This window comes from Chroococcidiopsis sp. SAG 2025 (assembly GCF_032860985.1).
Classification (GTDB): domain Bacteria; phylum Cyanobacteriota; class Cyanobacteriia; order Cyanobacteriales; family Chroococcidiopsidaceae; genus Chroococcidiopsis.
This window is the reverse complement of record NZ_JAOCNC010000001.1, coordinates 1,791,590-1,810,918: the sequence shown is the minus strand read 5'-3', so window position 1 is coordinate 1,810,918 and position 19,329 is coordinate 1,791,590. Positions and strand designations below refer to the sequence as shown.

Below are 19,329 nucleotides of genomic sequence, written 5' to 3'. Positions count from 1 at the left end.
TTTTATCAATGACTGATGACAAACAAAAAAAGAATGTTGATTTGCACCTTTGTAGCGTTAACAGCGGGATGTTTTGGTGCGATCGCAGGTGGGCAAATTAGTGCATGGGTACACCAGCAAAACTGTCAACAATTCCAGTGGGGAGGCAAGGAAATTTGTCAAGCTTGGGTGATACCGGGAGCGCTCTGGCAAGGTAGTACGACTGGATTTTGGGTTGGCGAAGTGGTAGGTGCGTTACTGGCTGGTTTAGCAACACAACGAGGGGCTACTGACAACTGACAACTGATAACTGTACGGGTGGGTATGAAGCGAAAATTATGGCTAAAGCCCGTGAATCTGCTTGCTAAACCCGCCCCGACGACAACTGATAACTGTTCACTGGTCGCTGGTTGCAGTAGGTGTTTGCAAGCTCTCCCAACTCTTCCACGTATTGGTATTCGTGTCAAAACAGCGCCAGCTCAACTGTTCTGCTTCTTGGTAGCAAATCAAGACGCGGTGGCTATATGGGTAGCTGCTACTGATGTAAGATACTACTTGTTGTAGAGGGGTTGTTTTGCGACTGAGCCGCCTAGCTACAGCCTGGTTGGGGCATTCAATTAGCATGGCTGAGTGTCCATCAATGTAAGTCAGAGAAAAGACAGACATGCGCAAGATTGCCCGTAACCAACTTTCAGTATGGTCAAAATACTCGTCTACAATCCTGTTAGTAAATGCTCTTTGCAACGAACGGTCGTTGGAGTTGGGTTTGAGAGAGTCTGACATAGTGGCGCTTGTGAGTGGCTGGCTTGAGGTTAGATCGAAAATGTTGAGAGTGACAAGTAGGCGATTCCCGTCGGGATAGCTTCGCTTCACGCACAACCGAGCAGATTTTTTCCATTTGTAATAGAAAAACTTCTGTCGATGCTTTTTGTTTTGATTTTGCCAATCTCTCTTGGTAGAATGCATCCGTAGATCTTCTCATATAGCCATGTCTACGGAAACGTCACTAGATAACACTTTGGGAGCGGATGCTGTCGATCGCGCGATCGCGGATGGGATCGATTTAGATGGCTCCCCAATTCCTCCCGTCAAGTTGGAACTTTACCATCAAGTCATGGCGCTAGAAGCAGGAAGACAGCGCAGTGGCGTGTCAAATACGATGCGATCGCGGATCGTGCGCATCGGTGCGAAGCACATCCCCCAAGCGGAACTCAACCAAATGTTACTCGACGCTGGTTTTGCTCCTCTTAAGGATAAGGAAGTCGCTTTTTATTACGGGAATAAATAGGGGACAAGGGGGACAAGGAGAGTTTAAAACTATTTTCTTCCCCTACTCCCTACTCCCTACTCCCTCAATTACCACTCATAGCCGCGCTCGACCCAATAGTACCAATCTTCGATCGCTTCTAACGTGTCGTCATCAACTTCCATTGGTACGACATCATATAAAGGTACGGCAAAAGTATCTTCCGTACCTTCTTCTTGATAAACAATTTCTACATACATATCGTCTTGGCATTCTTCTTCTGATGCCATTCCGATAACTTCGACTTCTTCACCTTCGATTTCTATTTCATCTTCCGAATCAATCGGACGCTCTTCTGAAATCCAAATGGCGTTGAAAGGAAAATTAACTTTGTTATCGAGATAGTAATACCAACCTAGTCGCCGCTCCTCTTCGTCATAAGCATCAACGACAACTTCCATGTCGATTCTTTCTTCTCTGCTTGCGTCGATTTCCAACTCGGACATAGGAAACCTCACCACAATGGGCTGAGCGTGAACATTACCAAGCACAAACATTTTAGATGCTAGCAATACTAGCTAGACAATGAGGTTAAAAATTTTAAAGCGCCAAGTGTAGAAATTACTGGAGAAAGATAAATTTAACTTTACCTTAAGTTGCGATCGCGTCAACAGTTTTGCAACTCATTTCTAAGAGGGCGATCGAATTAAAAATATTCGCCAGAACGATAACGTTAGGCTGCTGCACAACTGGGTATCGGTAAGAAGAGTTTATTTACTCCTATCCTGTTTTATCAGTCGTGGATAGATGATATCGGCAGTCAACACAATTAGTGCGTGAACTGGCAGGATAACTAATAGAAGTGTTGAAAACCGCGCCATAGCCATCACGCCTTCAACAATAGGAGACTGCGGAGCAAGCCAGTCGAAAGCTGATTCTAAGAAGTTTGTAACCTGTTCCTTTCCCTCTACACACAACCAGGGGCTGTGAGCAACTATTGCACGTTCAGGCTCCCAAGCACGAACGGTCTGAAGAGAATTACGCAAAGATGCTCTGTCAAAGATGTGTGCGTACTGCACGCCACGCGGTGTATGCTGATACATTTGGTTCCACCGAGAGGTAATGCGCGAAATAGATGAAAGAGAATAAAGCTGGTAAAAGCTGGTTTGAGTATCAGTTGAGTATAATCGGACTAGCTGTTGGCTGAAAGTATTGATATTGTGTTGTTACCAACCCCAACTACCAGGAACGCCTTTAAATGGTCCCACAATATCGTTCGTAATCCAGCCGCCATAAAAGTTACCTGGTTGAGGCTGTACTTTTTCCCCATCGACATAGCAAGCATCCATGACATGGGCATAAAAAGCTACATAATCCTTAATTGAGGCAAAACTTGGCGTTGGGTCGGGATAAAACCAAGCTACATTCTCAGCCTGTTTGTCGCCGACAACAATAGTGTAATATCCCGCTCGACCTTTCCATTCGCAAAAACTCGAATTGGGTGTTCTGACGAGGTACTCCATTTTAATATCGCTAGGAGGGATATAGTAAACCGGGGGATGGCTGGTTTCGAGTACGCGCTTGGCATGGCGAGTATTGGCAATTTCTACGCCATTGAAAATAATTTGAATCTGCTTGTTAACATCCTCCAATCGAGGAGGTCTGGGGTAATCCCAGACTGATTCTTGACCAGCAGCAGGTTGAATGCGTTGAGGATGCGCCATATGCTAGTTTTTTTAGGTAATGGATAGTTTGTCTGTAGGGGCGCACAATTTGCGCCCCTACTAGTCGCAATTAAATGAAAATCGCTATAAATCTTTGTGAGTGAAAGATTTAGCATTCGTCCCCGTGTAGGTAGCAGCGATGTGTCCGTCGCCTGTAAGCTGGTATTTATATGTAACTAATCCTTCTAAACCAACAGGACCACGGGGTGGTAATTTGTGGGTGCTGATGCCAACTTCTGCACCAAAGCCGTAACGGAAGCCATCAGCAAAGCGAGTCGAACAGTTATGATAAACTCCTGCTGCATCGACTCGGACTAAAAATGTTTTTGCCGTTGTCGGCTCTTCAGTGACGATCGCCTCTGTATGACGCGATCCATAAGTATTGATGTGGGCGATCGCTTCTTCTAGAGAATCTACCACCATTATTGACAAAATCAAATCGCTGTATTCCGTCGTCCAATCTGTTTCTGTCGCTGCGGCTACATCGAGAATTTTGCGAGTGCGATCGTCACCGCGCAATTCTACCTGACGTTCTTGTAACGCACGGGCAACTAACGGTAGAAATTCAGGGGCAATATATTGATGTACTAATAGAGTTTCTATGGCATTGCAAGCAGCGGGATAATGGGTTTTGGCATCAACAGTAATCTCTACTGCCTTGGCAATATCAGCTGCTTTATCTATGTAAGCGTGACAGATACCATCTGCATGACCTAAAACAGGAATGCGGGTATTTTCTTGTACGAAGCGCACGAAAGAGTTAGAACCCCTTGGAATAATCAGATCGACATATTCATCTAATCGCAACAGCGCCATTGTCTCTTCTCGCGTTGTCAGCAATTGGACTACGGCTGGGTTAATTTCTGTTTGAGAAAGTCCGTGGTGGATCGCTTTGACGATCGCCTCGCAAGATCGCACGGCTTCCTTACCACCTTTGAGGATGACACCATTTCCTGATTTGATTGCCAATAGGGAGATTTGAATCGCTGCATCGGGTCTAGCTTCAAAGATGACACCTAATACTCCCAGAGGACAAGCAACGCGCTGAAGAATTAATCCTGTATCCAGTTCGCGATGAATCTGCACTGCACCGACGGGATCGGGTAATTTACCCACATCTCGCACCCCCGCGATCGCATCTTTGAGTTTAGTTGCATCCAATTTGAGGCGATTGTACAGTGGTTTGGCAATTCCTTCCGCTTCAGCTACTTTGCAATCAGCCGCATTTGCTGCCAAAATTTCCTCAGCTTGGGCTTCTAACGATTGCGCGATCGCTTCAATTGCTCGATTTTTCGCTTCGGTAGATAAGACTGCAAGTTGACGCGCTGCATCGCGAGTCTGGCGGGCGATCGCACTGAGGGAATGGGATTCGATCTGGGTGGCAGTCATGAATCGATCTCAAAGATATCCAGCCAAAGTGTAACAAAATCTGGGTGCTGTTTGATGTTGAAATAAATTGGTAATGGGTAATGGGTAATGGGTAATTGGTAATGCTAGACAAAATTACGGTGATTCAAGGTGACATTACTCAGTTGCAGGTGGATGCGATCGTCAATGCTGCAAATAATTCACTGTTGGGTGGTGGCGGTGTAGATGGGGCAATTCATCGCGCGGCTGGCTCCCAGTTGTTAGCAGAATGTCGTCAGTTAAGGGGGTGTGCCACAGGTGCAGCTAAAATTACTCAAGGGTATAACTTACCCGCCAAGTGGGTGATTCATACTGTTGGTCCAGTTTGGGAAGGCGGCGATCGCGGTGAGGATAAACTTTTAGCAAGTTGTTATCGTAGTAGCTTGACTTTAGCAGTGCAACATGAAATTAAAACCATTGCTTTTCCCGCTATCAGCACGGGTGTGTATCGCTTTCCTATCGATCGCGCCGCACAAATTGCTGTGAGCGAAGTTCAGGCTTTTTTTTCTACCAATGATTCGATCTCGCAAGTAATTCTTGTTTGTTTTAGTCAATCGACATGCGATCGCTTTCTTAAGGCATTGCATCAATCAGTGACCAGTGACCAGTGACCAGTGACCAGTTATCAGCGAAGAGTAGTTAGTGGTAAACTTTGACTTTTGACTTCTGACTTTTAACTTCTAACTTTTGACTTTCGACTTTTGACTTCTAGACTTCTTTCTTGTCCCTTGAAATTGGAGTGAAATCATGTCAAAACTGCCCAGCAACAAAATCGATCCCGCGCCTATGACGGCAGATGTTAGCGTCGTGGATCTGATCGATAATTACTTTACGGCATATAACTCAGCAAGATTGCGGGAAATCTGCCAGTTGTTGAGTCGAGAAGTGTTTCGCGAGGGTGTCACTGTAGGCTTGAGCCTATCGGGAGCAATGACCCCTGCTGGATACGGAGTTTCTGCCTTAGCGCCTCTAATTCGACATGGTTTTATCGACTGGGCGATCAGTACTGGCGCGAATCTCTATCACGACATGCACTATGGGTTAGGTTTTGAACTGTATAAGGGTAATCCGTTTGTAGACGATGTGAAATTGCGTCAGGAAGGCACGATTCGCATTTATGACATTATGTTCGGTTATGACGTGCTGCTGGAAACGGATGCTTTCATTCGTAAGATTCTTCAAGCGGAACCTTTCCAAAAACGCATGGGAACGGCAGAATTCCACTACTTGCTGGGTAAATACATCCGTGAAGTTGAAAAGCAAGTTGGGGTAAAGCATTCTTGTTTACTGGCGACGGCTTATGAATGTGGCGTACCGATCTATACTTCTTCGCCTGGAGATAGTTCAATTGGCATGAACGTTGCAGCTTTGGCTTTGGAAGGCTCAAAATTAATTCTCGATCCGTCGCTGGATGTGAATGAGACAGCTGCGATCGCCTATTCTGCTAGAGAATCTGAAGGGAAAAGCGCGGCGTTAATCCTTGGTGGTGGTAGTCCCAAAAACTTCTTACTGCAAACCCAACCCCAACTTCACGAAGTACTAGGGTTGGAAGAACGGGGACACGATTACTTTATCCAGTTTACCGATGCGCGTCCCGATACTGGCGGTTTATCTGGAGCTACCCCCAGCGAAGCTGTCAGTTGGGGAAAAATCGATCCTGAAGAACTTCCCAGTACAGTTGTCTGTTATACCGACAGCACGATCGCCCTTCCCCTCGTTACCGCATACGTTCTCAACCAGTGTCCCCAGCGTCCCCTGAAACGCCTATACGATCGCCGCGAACAGATCCTAGAACAACTCCGCACCGATTACTTAGCTGCTAAAACTCAACCTACAGATAAGATTCCGGCTGCGGTGGCTGATGCTGCTACAGAACAACCGATTGCGACTTATCCCTGTGGAAGAGTAATTCCACAACATTCTTCGTGAAATTCAAAAGTAAGGTAGGCAATGCCTACCTTACTAGAAAATCTTATCTATCATCGGATAGATGAATTCAAAAAATAATATTATTTGAGTATTAAATAATACCTCGATCGCCAATTATTAAATCTTCTTCTTGTTACAAGATTGTCACTTTGATTGTTTAAGATGCAAAGCGGCGCGGTTGAGTAGTTTTATAGATTTCTATATAAATCAGTTGCAATTAAATTTCATCCCTGTTGCTACCAGTATTAGATGAATGTGAGAACTTTCTCATTCAAGCTTCATGCAAAACTCACAAACATTCTTGAATATTTAGGTGTTGTTACTCTATCATTAAGATAAGTAAATACTGATAAACCTGCCTCTCAAAATCATCAAAAGAGTGGCTGAAAAGCTCATGGCTAGGTTTTTTTTACTGCCTTGACTAACATCAAGCGCGATCGCTAGCTACTAGTAAGGAAATCTCCCAATAACTGTTCTAAAAGCGAACGGTAGCTTTGTGCTGCTTGTTAAGAGCTGCTTCTTTTTGGTCAAGTTGATAGTTAGTAGTAATGAAACAAAAAATCAAATTTTTCGATCGCTCAACTCCATTTTATCCGGTTTTTTGTTAACTGTGTTACGAAAAATGGAGAAAAACGAGCCGCGAGATCGACTTCAAACAATAGGCACAAATGAAGTTAGTGAATTAATTTTAGCCAATCAGATTGGAGGAACTGAAAAAGATTTTGGTGATTTCCGATCGCTGCTAGAAAGCGATCGATGCAATTCATAAATAGAGTCGTAAATGGAGGAAAGCATGGGAATTCGGGAAGGCATCAAAAACAAACGCCCTTTCACTCGCGGCGTAACCAATGATTTTCTTGCCTCAATTGTCGTCTTTCTTGTCGCTCTGCCTTTGTGTATGGGGATCGCGATCGCCTCTGGAGTACCACCAGCAAGGGGCTTGATTACGGGCATTATCGGCGGGATGGTAGTCAATATTTTTTCGGGTTCCCCCTTACAGGTAAGCGGACCTGCTGCCGGACTAGCAGTAGTCGTTGCGGAACTGATTCAAGAATACGGGATCGAAATGTTAGGTCCGGTGTTGCTGCTCGCAGGTTTAATGCAATGGCTAGCGGGAGCGTTCAAACTAGGGCAAATCTTTCGTGCCATGTCCCCAGCTGTAATTTATGGAATGCTAGCAGGAATCGGCGTGTTAATTTTTGCCTCTCAATTCCATGTTGCCATTGATGACAAACCCCACACCCACGGTTTAGACAATTTGCTTGCTATTCCCGCTTCAATTCAAAAAGCAGTTTTCCCCCCTACTGGCAGCAACCACCATATTGCCGCGCTCATTGCGATCGCCACCATCGCCACAATTATCTTGTGGGACAAGTTTAAACCCAAATTTTTACGATTATTACCAGGAGCGCTAATTGGTGTAGTTTTAACCACGGCGATCGCCACTTCGCTACGACTACCGATCCAGTATGTCAACGTCCCTGGCAATTTATTAGAAGCAGTACAATTACCGCAACCTGCTGGATTATTTCGCTTGCTACACGCACCGCTGATTTTAGAAGCATTAGCGATCGCCTTTATTGCCAGTGCCGAAAGTTTACTCTCTGCTGTTGCCGTAGACCGCTTGCACTCAGGTGAGAGAACGGATTTTGATAAAGAACTTTCCGCGCAGGGAATTGGCAATATGATTTGCGGCGCGCTGGGGGCGTTACCAATGACAGGGGTAATTGCTCGCAGTTCGGTCAACGTTGAAGCAGGCGGAAAAACAAGATTATCGGCAATCCTGCATGGTATCTGGATACTAATCTTAGTTGTTGCTGCTCCTGGCTTGTTGCGGATGATTCCCACCTCTAGCTTAGCGGCGATTCTATTGGTGACAGGTATCAAGCTGATCGAGATCGAACACATCCGCAAGTTGCAATTTTACGGGAAAGCTCCCCTCGTCATTTTCTTCGCTACCTTTATTGGCATTGTTGTCACAGATCTGCTCTCAGGTGTATTGATTGGCATCGTTTTAACAGCAATGACACTGCTGTACAAAATGTCTCGCTTAAATATCCATATGCAACGAGACGACAACCAACCTCGAATCGATATCTACTTAGAGGGAGCAGCAACATTTATTCGGTTGCCTAAACTAGCAGCAGCTTTAGAACAGTTGCCACCTCAAAAAGAACTGCACGTTCACTTAGACAAGCTGGCTTACATCGACCACTCCAGCATGGACTTGATCTCGATGTGGACAAAGCAACAAGAGCAAATGGGAAGCACGGTGATTATGCAGTGGGACGGTTTAGAAGACCGCTTCCGCAAACCGTTCTTACCTGGGCGGCGGGCGATCGCTGCTTGAGGGAGTGGTGCGTGTTTTACTTGCGACTTGTGACTTGAGACTTGAGACTTGTGACTTGATTGTGTCCCTCTGCTCTCTTCCCCGATTCCCGATTCCCGTAGGGGCGGGTTTATTGGCTCAATTCTGGGTTGTTTCAAAGATCTCTTGTCAAAACCCACCCCTACAACTCCCGATTTACAACGGCAACTAGAAGCTTATGAATTTGATTTTTCTGATTCCATTAGTAACTTGTTTTTTGACTGGCTATCTTTGCCAAAAATGCCCTGGTGAAATAGCATATCTTACTGCTGTCATTGCAGTTGTTAGTTTAATTTTGAGTTTGATTTTAGCTCCTTGGCAGCTTCAGCTATTGATAATATTGCTTGTTTTTAGCAGTACTAGAAAGCTGTTGCAGCAAAATGAGTATAGACTGCGATTGATGGATCGACAAAAGCAAGGCGATCGCCATTCGTAGTAATTTGGGCGCTGCTCAGCCGAGGAGATCGGAGTTTTAGAGGTGCGTCTTGACCGCAAATATTTACTGGACTCATCCGTTAGATATAGCTTTGAGACACATAACTCGTACCATTGGCTAGAGGAAAGGAGCTGCTTAGCTTTTTACTATATCTACTTAAAGTTTAAAGTTTAGAGTAGCGATCGCCCAACTGCATCAATCTACGGAAGCCAGGAGTAACACATGACAGCCTCAAATGAAAAGCGTAAAATTCGCTATGCAGTAGTCGGCTTGGGGTGGATTTCCCAAGTCGCAGTACTACCAGCCTTTGCCAATGCTGAAAATGCTGAATTAGTGGCTCTGGTTTCAGACAATCCAACCAAGCGAGAGGATTTGGGCAAAAAATATAAGGTGCAAAAGACTTATTCTTATGCAGAGTACGATCGCTGTCTTGAGAGTGGTGAGGTTGATGCTGTCTATATTGGCTTACCCAATCACCTGCATCGAGAGTACACCGTGCGAGCCGCACAAGCTGGGGTACACGTACTCTGCGAAAAACCAATGGCAGTTACGGAGCAAGACTGCGAGGCGATGATTGCAGCTTGCCAAGATAATAACGTCAAACTGATGATTGCCTATCGCTTGCATTTCGAGCCTGCAAATATGCAAGCAGTAGAAATTGTGAAATCGGGACAAATTGGCGAACCACGGTTTTTTAGCTCGGTGTTTGCTCAGCAGGTAGAAGCGGCGAACGTCCGCGTCAAGAAAGCTTTGGGTGGCGGGGTTCTAGACGACATGGGCATTTACTGCATCAATGCCGCTCGTTACATATTTCAAGATGAGCCAGTTGAAGTATTCGCTGTGGGTGCTAGCAAGCCAGAATCGCGCTTTCAGGAAGTAGCAGAAATGCACAGTGTGATTCTGCGGTTTCCCGAAGATCGGTTAGCGATGTTTACTTGTAGCTTCGGTGCTGCTCCCGTAGGAAGCTATCAAATCGTTGGTACAAAAGGAGATTTGAGGCTAGATCCTGGTTATGACTTTCAAGGAGCGCTGACGCATTACTTAACAGTCGATGGCAAAACTCAAGAACGGACTTTTCCACCTACCGATCAGTTTGCCGCAGAATTAATTTACTTTGCTGACTGCATACTACAAAACAAAGATCCAGAACCATCAGGGATTGAGGGTTTAAACGATATTCGGATTATCCGCGCCCTCGATCGCGCTATTGAAACTGGTAGCCCTGTAAAGTTAGGCAGGCTAGAAAAGCAACAACACCCCTCAGCCGCTCAAATTATCGAGCGTCCGGCGATTCATCAGCCAGAGCTAATTCACGCTGCCGATCCTTCAGGAAAGTCTTAACGATTAATCATTAGTCATTGTGTTATGACTTGTGAAAGACTAATGAAAAGCCTTTGAAAACCTGTGCAGGCAGGTTTTGTTTGTGTAAACGCGATTTCTAATCGCAGGAGTGCTTTTGTACTCTCTTACTAGATTTTTAGAATTAAATGCAATATTTTATACCTATGAGTCAAACTGCTTTAAAGACTGAAAACGGTTGTTGTGCAAAGCTTTAAAAACTGATACGTCTGAACGAAATCGAGCGCTCTTGGTGACAATATATCACTCGTGCAATGCGATCGTCAGACTGAAGCGCCAAAAAATAATGCTATCTGCCGATCCCGATCGCTTCCGATCGATAAAAGAGTAGCGATCGCGTATGATAAAAGTCATGTTTCCACAAATATCACTAAACTTCTAATAATATCATAATGAGAACATGGTTGATTTACAGCGCAAACAGCACGTCTATAGATGAGAAAAGACGGTTATGCTCAAGAAGCATAATTTCAATTATTAATAAAAAATAGAGCTGTTTCAATAAGTAAAAATTGCTACTTAAATCTTCTTCAACTACGCACACACTTTTTTTTAAACTTCCTTTTTTTCAGAATTCTATTACAAATCATCAGAAAAGCTTGGCAAATATCTAAGCATTATTCTGGAAAATAGCAAACTCTGCCTGTAGTGATTAAGTAGAGTAGCCTTTACATCATATTTTGTCATGCAGTTAGCTAATCGCGTTGCAATTCCACTGCGGACTCTGACTTTACCCGAACAAACCCCCGAGCAACAAAGGATAATAGTATTTCACTCTACAGGCTCTTCAAACTCACAATTATCACGCCCTCACTCTCATACATTTTTTGAACTTTTGTTTGTTGAAGAGGGTGAAGGTTGGTATTCAATAGGCGATCGCCACATTTGGGCTAAGCCTGGCGATCTGTTTTTACTCGCTCCTGGCGAGGTTCACGATCCGAGTGGACTCACTGATGCAACTACATGGGTTGTTGGTTTCAGTGCCGAAGCTCTTAACCCTGGCTATGCTGAAGCCGATATGCTCTTAATGTTACCCGATCGCCTGCTGAACTCATTTGTTCAAACTGAAAATGCCCAAACCAAGCATTATTACGTACCAACTGAGATCCGCTCGCGCTGGTTAATTCTACTGGGACAACTCAAAAGCGAACTTTGCGATCAGGGATTTGGTTTTACCGAAGCAACTCGCGCTCTATTAATTCTATTACTGATAGAAACTGCTAGACTCGCTGCATCTGAACTACCTCAATCGAAAAAATCTTTGCCTCAAACTCGCCCAATAGTAAAACAAGTTTTGTGCTTTATTGATGCTAATTATTGCAACTCCATTGGACTGCAAGAAGTGGCTAAGGAAGTTAATCTTTCTGCCGCTTATCTAACTGACATGATCCGCCGAGAAACGGGCAAAACTGTACTAAGTTGGATTGTCGAACGTCGCATGATAGAAGCTCGTCGCTTGCTTTTAGAAACCGATCTAGCTGTAATTCAAATTGCCGAAGCAGTTGGCTATTGTGATGCGGGTTATTTCAATCGCCTATTTCGACGACTGAACGGCACAACTCCCCAGGCATGGCGAGTTATGTATCGCGGCTAGCACAAAAGTTAAAAATCAAAAGTTTGAAAAGTTACAAGTAGGGTGGGCAATGCTCACCCTACTATTTTTTTCACTAATTTAATTCAATAATTTGAATGTAAAGATTTTTTTCATTGGCATAAATTCAGTTAATTTGATTGAGTGTCACTACGGATATAAAACATTAGACTACAAATCTATTCGTGAGAAACAAGACAAAAAAAACAACCAATCATGCAAAAAAAATGTCCATTGATCTTCGAGTTTATCTTACATACACTAATAAACATAGAACGCATAAAACTGAGGCAACCGACCAATGTGATGCAGTCAAAAATCGAGATGTTTGGACATAGTTCTACTTAAAAATTTCTCCAATTAATGCTCTAGTTTGAAAAACTGAAATAGAGATTTTGTGAATAGGAGTTGGGAATTTCTGCATTGCATCAATTACGAATTTGAGAGTTCGATACATTTTTGAAGATTGATATAGCGCAATTAGCCCTAAATCGAGGACAAGAACAATGAGACAGTTTACAATTAGTACGACCCTAATGGGTAACGTAACTGAAATTAGAGAGCAAGAAGCTGCCTTTCATATTAAATGCAGAAGTGGTGACGAACTAGTCGTCAATGTGGGTAGAGAAACCCAATTTCAGTTTGTACAAAATTTAGATGGGATTAACCGCGATCGCTATCCAACCCCTGAAGGCTTTGCTTGGAGTCCGTCACAGTTAGTCAAGAAATATATTCAACGCGATCGCTTAGTTGCCGTCCAAGGTGTTTATCTTGAAGACGATCCCAATCGCCGCCTCGATGCGCGAATTATTAATATCTTACATGCTCCTGACGGCAAATTTCTGTTCGAGCAAACGCATTGGTGGTTGGTTCAAATTGCTCGTTTAGCTGATACTTGGTTAGGTTTCTTATTTCCAAATAAGATGACTTATGAAATTGATGATTTCAAACTGTATCAGACTAACTTAAACATTATCGGTTTGCGTACCGATGATAACCTGCAAGAAAGTTCGACGCTATCGCGCTTAATCTACGGTCTCTCTTCTGCTTACTTACTCACTGGATGCGAAAGCTATTTATCTGCGGCGCGTGCGGGAGTCCAGTATCAAAGAGAAACTTTTCGCGGCTTAACGAGCGATGGCAAACATTGTTTTTGGGCATCTGGTAAGCGCAAGACAGATTACAGCTATCAACTGTACATGACATCGCAAAATAGTGACGATCTCAACACAATTCCGCTCTACGAACAAATATATGCCTTAGCTGGATTAGCCCAATACTATCGAATTACCCTCGACTGGGAAGTACTAGATGATATTCAACGAACAATTCGTACCTTTAACGATTACTATCTAGATTTTGAATCGAAGTATGGCGAGAATGCTTTTGGAGATTACTTCTCACACCTCGATTATGCAACCCTAAGTTGGGATAATGAGGCGTTAGGCGACAATCAAGCGAGGAAAAATTGGAATTCTATTGGAGACCATATTCCAGCTTATTTAGTCAATCTGATCTTAGCTCTTGAGCCATTGCCAAGAACTTGTGGCAACTTTGAAGAACTTCAGAAGTTTTTAAATATCTGCAAAAAGATTCTCCACACGACCAGCACGATTATCATCGAGCAGTTTCCCGATCCAGATTCGAGCATACCATTTGTGAACGAGAGGTTTTTCCGCAACTGGCAACCAGACCAATCTTGGCGCTGGCAGCAAAATCGTGCCGTGATCGGACACAACTTAAAGATTGCCTGGAACCTGACTCGCGTTGCTAATTACTACTACTTTACAGCTGATAAATCCGTAGCTGAAAACCCAGAAGCGGCAGAGCCAACAAAACAGTTTGCCGATAAGTTGATGAAGCTTGCAGATAAATTAGGCTCGACAATGGCTGAGATTGGTGTCGATCTATTCCGAGGCGGAATTTTTGATACTGTAGAGCGCCATCCCAGCAACGGATTCTCACTAGAATTCCCTTGGAGCAACACAAAAGATTTTTGGCAACAAGAACAAGCTCTCCTAGCCTACTTAATTCTGCATGGTTGCAGTAATGAAGATGAGACGCAAAAGCAGAAGTATTTAGAACTTGCTCAAGAGACAGCCGCTTTCTGGAATTTATTCTTCCTCGATCAAGACAGCAAAGGGATCTTTTTCCGAGTTACCGAAAGCGGAATGCCCATAATTCAAGGTGGTTATGGGAATAAAGGCGGACATGCGATCTCCGGCTACCATGCCTTCGAGCTAAATTATTTAGCTCACATATACGTGAGTTCTTACGTCACGAAACAACCTTTCTGCCTTTACTTCAAACCGAATAAAAATTGTCGGCAGCGCTCTATTAATGTCTTACCTGATTTTGTTAGACCTCATAGCTTGCAAGTTAGCCGCATCAGCATTGATGGTAGCGATCGCGATGATATCGATCCCGATAACTTCCGAATTAATCTGAGCGAAAAAGAATTTCAACTCGGTTCGGAAGCAGAAATCGTTGTACAACTGAAGCCTTTAAGCGCGTAGGAGCAAACAAATGACCGCGAAAATGCTTGAAGGCAAGAAAATCGCCGTACTGGTTGAAACTGAATACATTCCCTACGAGATCGAAGCATATCAAACACGCTTTGCCGAACTAGGTGCAACTATAGATTTGATGTCTCGGCTATGGGAACAGCCCAGCGTTCGCTTTGCTGCTGATGTCGATAGCGTAGAAGTAGCAGATCGGATCAATAGACAGGAAACGCGCCTTGCAACATTAGAAGTCAACATCGACTTTCAAAACGTAGATCTCAATGAATATGCAGCCGTCATCATGGCTGCAAATTACACCAGCGTCCGCCTACGTTACTTTCAACCCCCACAAGGACAACAAATTAGTCCAGAACAGACTTGCACCGCTCCAGCAGTCCAATTCTTCGCTAAAGCAATGGCGAATCCCAAAATCATCAAAGGACTGCTGTGCCACGGGTTATGGTTGCTGACACCAATGCCAGAGCTACTGAAAGGACGACGAGTGATTTGTCACGAAGTTGTCTTAGCAGACATCACGAATGCAGGCGCAATTTACGTACCACCCCCTCCTAATTCCGAGCCAAACGATCCCAAAAATATTGTGATTGACGGCGACATGGTGACGGGACGAGCAGGACATGATGTCAACGCATTTATCGATGCGATCGCGACTCAAATCAAACGGAATTCGGAAGTCGGGAGTTGTAGGGGCGGGTTTAGCAAATCGATCTCCAACTGAGACAGTAAATCTTAGAGCGAAACCCGCCCGTACGGGAGTCAGAAGCCTTAATTCGTAAGGATTTTACGCACCAATTACCAATTACCAATTACCAATTTAGAGGTTCCAATGACTAGAAAGATTTTGATTATTCTATCCGAATGGGGTTACTGGGGCGAAGAATTGATCGGTCCCCTAGAAACTTTCGATGCTGCTGGGTATCAAGTGGACTTTGCAACGCCAACAGGCAAAAGACCTGTAGCCCTCACCCCTAGCATGGATGCTACATTCGTCGATCCGCCTTTAGGTCGTCCTGTCGTTTCTCAAGAAATGGCAGAGAAAGTCCGCGCTATAGACGACCCCAATAACCCCCGCTTAAATAATCCAATCAGCTTGAGAGATTGGTTGCCTGAAAGACCTTATTGGAGTTCTCCTAAATTTCTGCGGGAAATGGAAGCCTACTACCGCAGACTTGAGGAAATCCGCGCCAAAGATTTAAGTCAATACGATTCGATGTTAATTGTCGGTGGTAGCGGTCCTCTGGTGGATTTGGTCAACAACCAAAGAGTCCACGATTTGATCCTCAACTTCTATCAAATGGATAAGCCCATTGCTGCCGAATGTTACGGCGTTCCCTGCCTTGCCTTTGCCCGTGACATCAACGATCGCAAAAGCATTATCTGGGGTAAGCACGTTACCGGTCATTGTCTGGAATATGACTACAAAGACGGTACGGGATTTATGGGAGCGAACGTCAATCCTAACTTAGGTGATATTAACTTCGGTCCTCCGTTCTATCCACTAGAGTACATTCTGCGCGATGCCACGGGTCCAGAAGGGCAATTTCATGGTAACGTCGGGCATGAAGTTTCAGTCATTGTCGATTACCCCTTCATCACAGGTCGTTCCACCCCAGACTCTTATGCAACTGGTCAGCGGTTGGTGGAGGTTTTGGAAAAGGGATTGAGACGGTACGGCTGGTAGTAGAGAGCAGAGGGGCAGAGCAGAGGGGCAGAGGAGGATTTTAACTCACGCACCACACACCACTCTCTTTCCCGGCTCCCAACTCCCGTACGGGCGGGTTTCGCTCTAAGATTTACTGTCTCAGTTACGAATTGTTGGCTAAACCCGTCCCTACGACTCCCTCTCAAACAGGAATTAAAATCATGGAAAAAAGAAACGGTAGATTTGCAATTATCGAGCAATTACTTGCTGATGGTATCCGCTACATGTTCGGCAACCCCGGTACATCTGAAGAGGGGTTTCTCGATGCACTCAGCGATTATTATCCAGAATTTGAATACATTCTTGCCTTACAAGAAACGATCGCGGTAGCAGCAGCTGATGGCTACGCTCGTTCTACTAAAAAGCCTACCGTCGTGCAACTGCATAGTGGTGTTGGTCTGGGTAATGGGATCGGCATGTTGTACCAAGCAATGCGGGGTCATGCACCACTAGTCGTACTAGCAGGTGAATCTGGCATCCAATATGATGCGATGGATGCACAGATGGCAGCAGACTTAGTGAGTATGGCAAAACCCGTTACGAAATGGGCAACCAGGGTCGTTCATCCGAGTTCGCTGCTGCGGGTATTGCGACGAGCGATCAAAATTGCCGCAACGCCACCGATGGGTCCGGTTTTTGTCTCTCTGCCAATGGATGTGTTGGACGCACCAAATGAGGAAGAAGTTGTTCCCACGTCGATCCCAATTACGCGGGTGGCTCCCGAACCGGAGGCGATCGCCAAAGCTGCGTCAATGCTAGCTACAGCGTCCAAGCCACTGATTATCGTTGGTGACGGTGTAGCTTATTCCGATGCTCAAGCGGAATTAACCCGCGTCGCCGAATTGGTTGGCGCTCAAGTCTGGGGTTCGGATTCATCGGAACCAAATATGAGTGCAACCCATCCGTTGTTTGGCGGACTATTGGGTCATATGTTTGGCGAAGTGAGCAGCCGCATTACATCTCAAGCTGATGTCGTGCTGATCTGCGGTACATACGTTTTCCCCGAAGTCTTTCCGGCTTTGTCTGGTGCGTTTGCTCCTGATGCAAAAATCGTTCACATCGATTTGAATGCTTACGAAATCGCCAAGAATTTCCCTGTAGATCTAGGTATAGTCAGCGATCCGAAAACAACCCTTGCCAAGCTGGGTGCTGAATTAGAAAAAATCATGACTGCCGAGCAAAAGCGGCTAGTCGGTCAAAGAATTGCCCAAATTGCTGAAACTAAAAAGCAGCAAATGGCAGAACAGTTTGAAGCTGACAAAGCCGTGCATGACTTAGTGCCTCTGCATTTATCACAGTTTGCTGAGGAACTCGCTAGACATTTACCACCAAACGCGATCGTCTTCGATGAGGCAATTACTCATTCTGAAGAGCTGTGTCGCTACATTCCACCAACGACGCTGGGGCATTATTTTCAGACACGGGGCGGTTCTCTCGGTGTGGGTATTCCTGGTGCAATTGGGATTAAGCTCGCCCATCCTGACAAAACAGCGATCGGCTTTTCGGGCGATGGTGGCGCAATGTATACCATCCAAGCGTTGTGGACGGCTGCACACCACAACATCGATGCTAAGTTTGTCATTTGCAACAATCGCAGCTATCGCATTCTGAAGTTGAATATTTTGCAGTATTGGCAAGAACAGCAGCTGCCGCAAGGCGAATTTCCTGCATCTTTCGATTTGTGTCATCCCGATCTGCGGTTTGACGAGCTAGCACGGGCGATGGGAGTACAAGCCGTGCGCGTGGAAACACCAGAGCAGATCAAACCCGCGATCGCGCAAGCTCTTTTCCACAACGGACCTTTCCTGATCGATCTCGTCATCAGTAATGAAGTCCCAGGAGCGATCGGCTAGGGGCTGGAAGAGAGCAGGGGAGCTGAGGGAGCTGAGGGAGCTGAGGGAGCTGGGGGAGCAAGATAATTCAAAATTCCCCACACCCCACCCCACACTCCACACCCTACACCCTACACCCTACACCCACCCCACACCCTACACCCACCCCCCACCCCTTTCTTCACTATGATCCATCAATTAATATTTGCCCATCCCAGACCAGGGATGAGTGAGAAAGACTTTCAAGACTATTGGATTAACATTCATGCGGCAAATTATGCCAGTAGAATTCCTCAAATTAGAAGGTATTTAATCGATTTAAGAATTCCTTTTGGAGCAGAACCAGAAGACCCGCTTTTTAGTGGTGTTGCTGAAATTTGGCTAGAAAATGAAGCAGAACAAATTGCTTCGCTTCAGTCGAAAGAGTTTATCGAAGGAGCGCGGCGAGATGAACCAAACTGGGCAGCATTTTGGCGCACGGTTGGGTTAGATACTACGGCTCATGTTTTGATGGCAGGAGAACCGCTACAAAGAGACTCTAATAGAATCAAACTTTTGATAATGGTGAAGCGCAAAGCTGGAATGCCATTAACAGAATTTCGTCAAACGATGTTGCACGGTCATGCTGCTAAAGTCATGAAACTTCCAGGTTTGCGACGCTATCTTCAGTGTCACGTTCGCGATAGTTTTTATGCGATCGGTGAATCTATTCTCGATTGTGTATCGCAACTTTGGTTTGACGATCTATCCTCTCTTGAGAAAGCTCTGAATTCACCAGAATATGAAAATTTCATTTTGCCAGATTTTGGACGACTTTTTGAAAGTAATTGCGTTCACAGTATGGTGACAACTGAAAACTGGATTATTGGACCAGATTTTCGTTAAAAGGAATGAGATCGAGAAGATAGAAGTTATGTCGAAAGAAAGCGTAATTGATTTTTTCAGAGTTTGTCATCACGATACAACTTTGTTTGCGAAATTCGAGTCAAAGAACTTACCCGAAGTTATTTTTCACGCTAAAAGTTTGGGTTACAGCTTTAATGGTGAGGAATTAGCTGAGGTTATTGGAAGCATGGAAGCTCAGATTATTACAGAGAGAATGGGTGAAGCGATCGATGCTAACAGTAGTTTATGGCGGAGAATGTGGGGAAAGTCTCGCCTGCAATACGTTATTGAAGAACTATTTCAAACTTTTTCTGAAGCGGAACTAAAGCAGTTTCTTAACTAATAA

Annotated in this window: 20 protein-coding genes; 15 read left to right on the top strand and 5 right to left on the bottom strand. The window is 44.8% G+C overall.

Annotation, left to right across the window (positions count from 1 at the left end; all coding sequences use genetic code 11):
* Positions 1-15: 15 nt before the first annotated feature.
* Positions 16-279 carry a hypothetical protein gene (locus tag N4J56_RS08680; protein WP_317106092.1) on the top strand — a complete coding sequence of 88 codons (264 nt, stop codon included), beginning with the start codon at positions 16-18 and terminating at the stop codon, positions 277-279.
* 96 nt (positions 280-375) lie between these two features.
* On the opposite strand, the gene N4J56_RS08675 is transcribed toward N4J56_RS08680, so the two are convergent.
* Positions 376-945: a hypothetical protein gene (locus N4J56_RS08675; RefSeq protein ID WP_317106091.1), complete on the bottom strand. Its 570-nt coding sequence runs from the start codon at positions 943-945 to the stop codon at positions 376-378.
* A gap of 22 nt (positions 946-967) precedes the next feature.
* Here N4J56_RS08675 and N4J56_RS08670 point away from each other — a divergent pair, with 22 nt between their 5' ends.
* Positions 968-1,267 (top strand): DUF4090 family protein, encoded by a 300-nt coding sequence (locus tag N4J56_RS08670; RefSeq protein WP_317106090.1) that lies wholly within the window; start codon positions 968-970, stop codon positions 1,265-1,267.
* Between the two features lie 68 nt (positions 1,268-1,335).
* On the opposite strand, the gene N4J56_RS08665 is transcribed toward N4J56_RS08670, so the two are convergent.
* The 3 genes from N4J56_RS08665 to N4J56_RS08655 form a co-directional block, all read right to left on the bottom strand.
* On the bottom strand, positions 1,336-1,731 hold the full coding sequence (locus tag N4J56_RS08665; protein WP_317106089.1) for a calcium-binding protein: 396 nt from the start codon (positions 1,729-1,731) through the stop codon (positions 1,336-1,338).
* 720 nt (positions 1,732-2,451) lie between these two features.
* On the bottom strand, positions 2,452-2,949 hold the full coding sequence (locus N4J56_RS08660; RefSeq protein WP_106218471.1) for a DUF427 domain-containing protein: 498 nt from the start codon (positions 2,947-2,949) through the stop codon (positions 2,452-2,454).
* An 84-nt stretch (positions 2,950-3,033) separates the two neighbouring features.
* Entirely contained in the window at positions 3,034-4,338 is a 1,305-nt protein-coding gene (locus N4J56_RS08655) for a glutamate-5-semialdehyde dehydrogenase (RefSeq protein WP_317106088.1), read from the bottom strand.
* Between the two features lie 101 nt (positions 4,339-4,439).
* Between N4J56_RS08655 and N4J56_RS08650 the strand changes: the two genes are divergently transcribed.
* From N4J56_RS08650 to N4J56_RS08635, 4 genes are all read left to right on the top strand, one after another.
* Positions 4,440-4,967 carry an O-acetyl-ADP-ribose deacetylase gene (locus N4J56_RS08650; protein ID WP_317106087.1) on the top strand — a complete coding sequence of 176 codons (528 nt, stop codon included), beginning with the start codon at positions 4,440-4,442 and terminating at the stop codon, positions 4,965-4,967.
* 136 nt (positions 4,968-5,103) lie between these two features.
* Positions 5,104-6,285: a homospermidine biosynthesis protein gene (locus N4J56_RS08645; protein ID WP_106218468.1), complete on the top strand. Its 1,182-nt coding sequence runs from the start codon at positions 5,104-5,106 to the stop codon at positions 6,283-6,285.
* Positions 6,286-6,907: 622 nt separating this feature from the next.
* On the top strand, positions 6,908-7,054 hold the full coding sequence (locus tag N4J56_RS08640; protein ID WP_317106086.1) for a hypothetical protein: 147 nt from the start codon (positions 6,908-6,910) through the stop codon (positions 7,052-7,054).
* 24 nt (positions 7,055-7,078) lie between these two features.
* Positions 7,079-8,635, top strand: a complete 1,557-nt coding sequence (locus N4J56_RS08635; protein WP_317106085.1) for a SulP family inorganic anion transporter — start codon at positions 7,079-7,081, stop codon at positions 8,633-8,635.
* 377 nt (positions 8,636-9,012) lie between these two features.
* Here N4J56_RS08635 and N4J56_RS08630 read toward each other — a convergent pair whose 3' ends face one another.
* Entirely contained in the window at positions 9,013-9,165 is a 153-nt protein-coding gene (locus tag N4J56_RS08630) for a hypothetical protein (RefSeq protein ID WP_317106084.1), read from the bottom strand.
* 146 nt (positions 9,166-9,311) lie between these two features.
* On the opposite strand from N4J56_RS08630, the gene N4J56_RS08625 reads away from it, so the two are divergent.
* The 9 genes from N4J56_RS08625 to N4J56_RS08585 all read left to right on the top strand — a co-directional run bounded on the left by N4J56_RS08625 (position 9,312) and on the right by N4J56_RS08585 (position 19,326).
* On the top strand, positions 9,312-10,430 hold the full coding sequence (locus N4J56_RS08625) for a Gfo/Idh/MocA family oxidoreductase (RefSeq protein WP_317106083.1): 1,119 nt from the start codon (positions 9,312-9,314) through the stop codon (positions 10,428-10,430).
* Positions 10,431-11,133: 703 nt separating this feature from the next.
* A complete protein-coding gene (locus tag N4J56_RS08620) occupies positions 11,134-12,042 on the top strand; it encodes an AraC family transcriptional regulator (protein ID WP_317106082.1) in 909 nt (302 codons plus the stop codon).
* A gap of 503 nt (positions 12,043-12,545) precedes the next feature.
* Positions 12,546-14,555, top strand: a complete 2,010-nt coding sequence (locus tag N4J56_RS08615; RefSeq protein ID WP_317106081.1) for an N-acyl-D-glucosamine 2-epimerase — start codon at positions 12,546-12,548, stop codon at positions 14,553-14,555.
* Positions 14,556-14,565: 10 nt separating this feature from the next.
* A complete protein-coding gene (locus N4J56_RS08610) occupies positions 14,566-15,282 on the top strand; it encodes a DJ-1/PfpI family protein (protein WP_317106080.1) in 717 nt (238 codons plus the stop codon).
* A gap of 108 nt (positions 15,283-15,390) precedes the next feature.
* Positions 15,391-16,245 carry a type 1 glutamine amidotransferase domain-containing protein gene (locus N4J56_RS08605; protein ID WP_317106079.1) on the top strand — a complete coding sequence of 285 codons (855 nt, stop codon included), beginning with the start codon at positions 15,391-15,393 and terminating at the stop codon, positions 16,243-16,245.
* Between the two features lie 182 nt (positions 16,246-16,427).
* Entirely contained in the window at positions 16,428-18,119 is a 1,692-nt protein-coding gene (locus tag N4J56_RS08600; RefSeq protein WP_317106078.1) for a thiamine pyrophosphate-binding protein, read from the top strand.
* Entirely contained in the window at positions 18,094-18,288 is a 195-nt protein-coding gene (locus N4J56_RS08595; protein WP_317106077.1) for a hypothetical protein, read from the top strand. The genes N4J56_RS08600 and N4J56_RS08595 overlap by 26 nt, the downstream gene beginning before the upstream one ends.
* Entirely contained in the window at positions 18,285-18,983 is a 699-nt protein-coding gene (locus N4J56_RS08590; protein WP_317106076.1) for an EthD domain-containing protein, read from the top strand. Before N4J56_RS08595 ends, N4J56_RS08590 begins: the two co-directional genes overlap by 4 nt.
* A gap of 28 nt (positions 18,984-19,011) precedes the next feature.
* Complete coding sequence (locus N4J56_RS08585; RefSeq protein ID WP_317106075.1) at positions 19,012-19,326, top strand: Nif11 family protein; 315 nt, start codon at positions 19,012-19,014, stop codon at positions 19,324-19,326.
* The last annotated feature ends 3 nt before the right edge of the window (positions 19,327-19,329 follow it).

What these genes read in the sequence shown, in the direction of transcription:
- N4J56_RS08595 (WP_317106077.1), top strand. Translation starts at nt 18,094, where the DNA reads ATGAAGTCCCAGGAGCGATCGGCTAGGGGCTGGAAGAGAGCAGGGGAG.
- N4J56_RS08635 (WP_317106085.1), top strand. Translation starts at nt 7,079, where the DNA reads ATGGGAATTCGGGAAGGCATCAAAAACAAACGCCCTTTCACTCGCGGC.
- N4J56_RS08615 (WP_317106081.1), top strand. Translation starts at nt 12,546, where the DNA reads ATGAGACAGTTTACAATTAGTACGACCCTAATGGGTAACGTAACTGAA.
- N4J56_RS08630 (WP_317106084.1), bottom strand. Translation starts at nt 9,165, where the DNA reads ATGAGTCCAGTAAATATTTGCGGTCAAGACGCACCTCTAAAACTCCGA.
- N4J56_RS08600 (WP_317106078.1), top strand. Translation starts at nt 16,428, where the DNA reads ATGGAAAAAAGAAACGGTAGATTTGCAATTATCGAGCAATTACTTGCT.
- N4J56_RS08605 (WP_317106079.1), top strand. Translation starts at nt 15,391, where the DNA reads ATGACTAGAAAGATTTTGATTATTCTATCCGAATGGGGTTACTGGGGC.
- N4J56_RS08640 (WP_317106086.1), top strand. Translation starts at nt 6,908, where the DNA reads ATGGAGAAAAACGAGCCGCGAGATCGACTTCAAACAATAGGCACAAAT.
- N4J56_RS08660 (WP_106218471.1), bottom strand. Translation starts at nt 2,949, where the DNA reads ATGGCGCATCCTCAACGCATTCAACCTGCTGCTGGTCAAGAATCAGTC.
- N4J56_RS08655 (WP_317106088.1), bottom strand. Translation starts at nt 4,338, where the DNA reads ATGACTGCCACCCAGATCGAATCCCATTCCCTCAGTGCGATCGCCCGC.
- N4J56_RS08610 (WP_317106080.1), top strand. Translation starts at nt 14,566, where the DNA reads ATGACCGCGAAAATGCTTGAAGGCAAGAAAATCGCCGTACTGGTTGAA.
- N4J56_RS08620 (WP_317106082.1), top strand. Translation starts at nt 11,134, where the DNA reads ATGCAGTTAGCTAATCGCGTTGCAATTCCACTGCGGACTCTGACTTTA.
- N4J56_RS08665 (WP_317106089.1), bottom strand. Translation starts at nt 1,731, where the DNA reads ATGTCCGAGTTGGAAATCGACGCAAGCAGAGAAGAAAGAATCGACATG.
- N4J56_RS08645 (WP_106218468.1), top strand. Translation starts at nt 5,104, where the DNA reads ATGTCAAAACTGCCCAGCAACAAAATCGATCCCGCGCCTATGACGGCA.
- N4J56_RS08585 (WP_317106075.1), top strand. Translation starts at nt 19,012, where the DNA reads ATGTCGAAAGAAAGCGTAATTGATTTTTTCAGAGTTTGTCATCACGAT.
- N4J56_RS08680 (WP_317106092.1), top strand. Translation starts at nt 16, where the DNA reads ATGACAAACAAAAAAAGAATGTTGATTTGCACCTTTGTAGCGTTAACA.
- N4J56_RS08625 (WP_317106083.1), top strand. Translation starts at nt 9,312, where the DNA reads ATGACAGCCTCAAATGAAAAGCGTAAAATTCGCTATGCAGTAGTCGGC.
- N4J56_RS08670 (WP_317106090.1), top strand. Translation starts at nt 968, where the DNA reads ATGTCTACGGAAACGTCACTAGATAACACTTTGGGAGCGGATGCTGTC.
- N4J56_RS08675 (WP_317106091.1), bottom strand. Translation starts at nt 945, where the DNA reads ATGCATTCTACCAAGAGAGATTGGCAAAATCAAAACAAAAAGCATCGA.
- N4J56_RS08650 (WP_317106087.1), top strand. Translation starts at nt 4,440, where the DNA reads ATGCTAGACAAAATTACGGTGATTCAAGGTGACATTACTCAGTTGCAG.
- N4J56_RS08590 (WP_317106076.1), top strand. Translation starts at nt 18,285, where the DNA reads ATGATCCATCAATTAATATTTGCCCATCCCAGACCAGGGATGAGTGAG.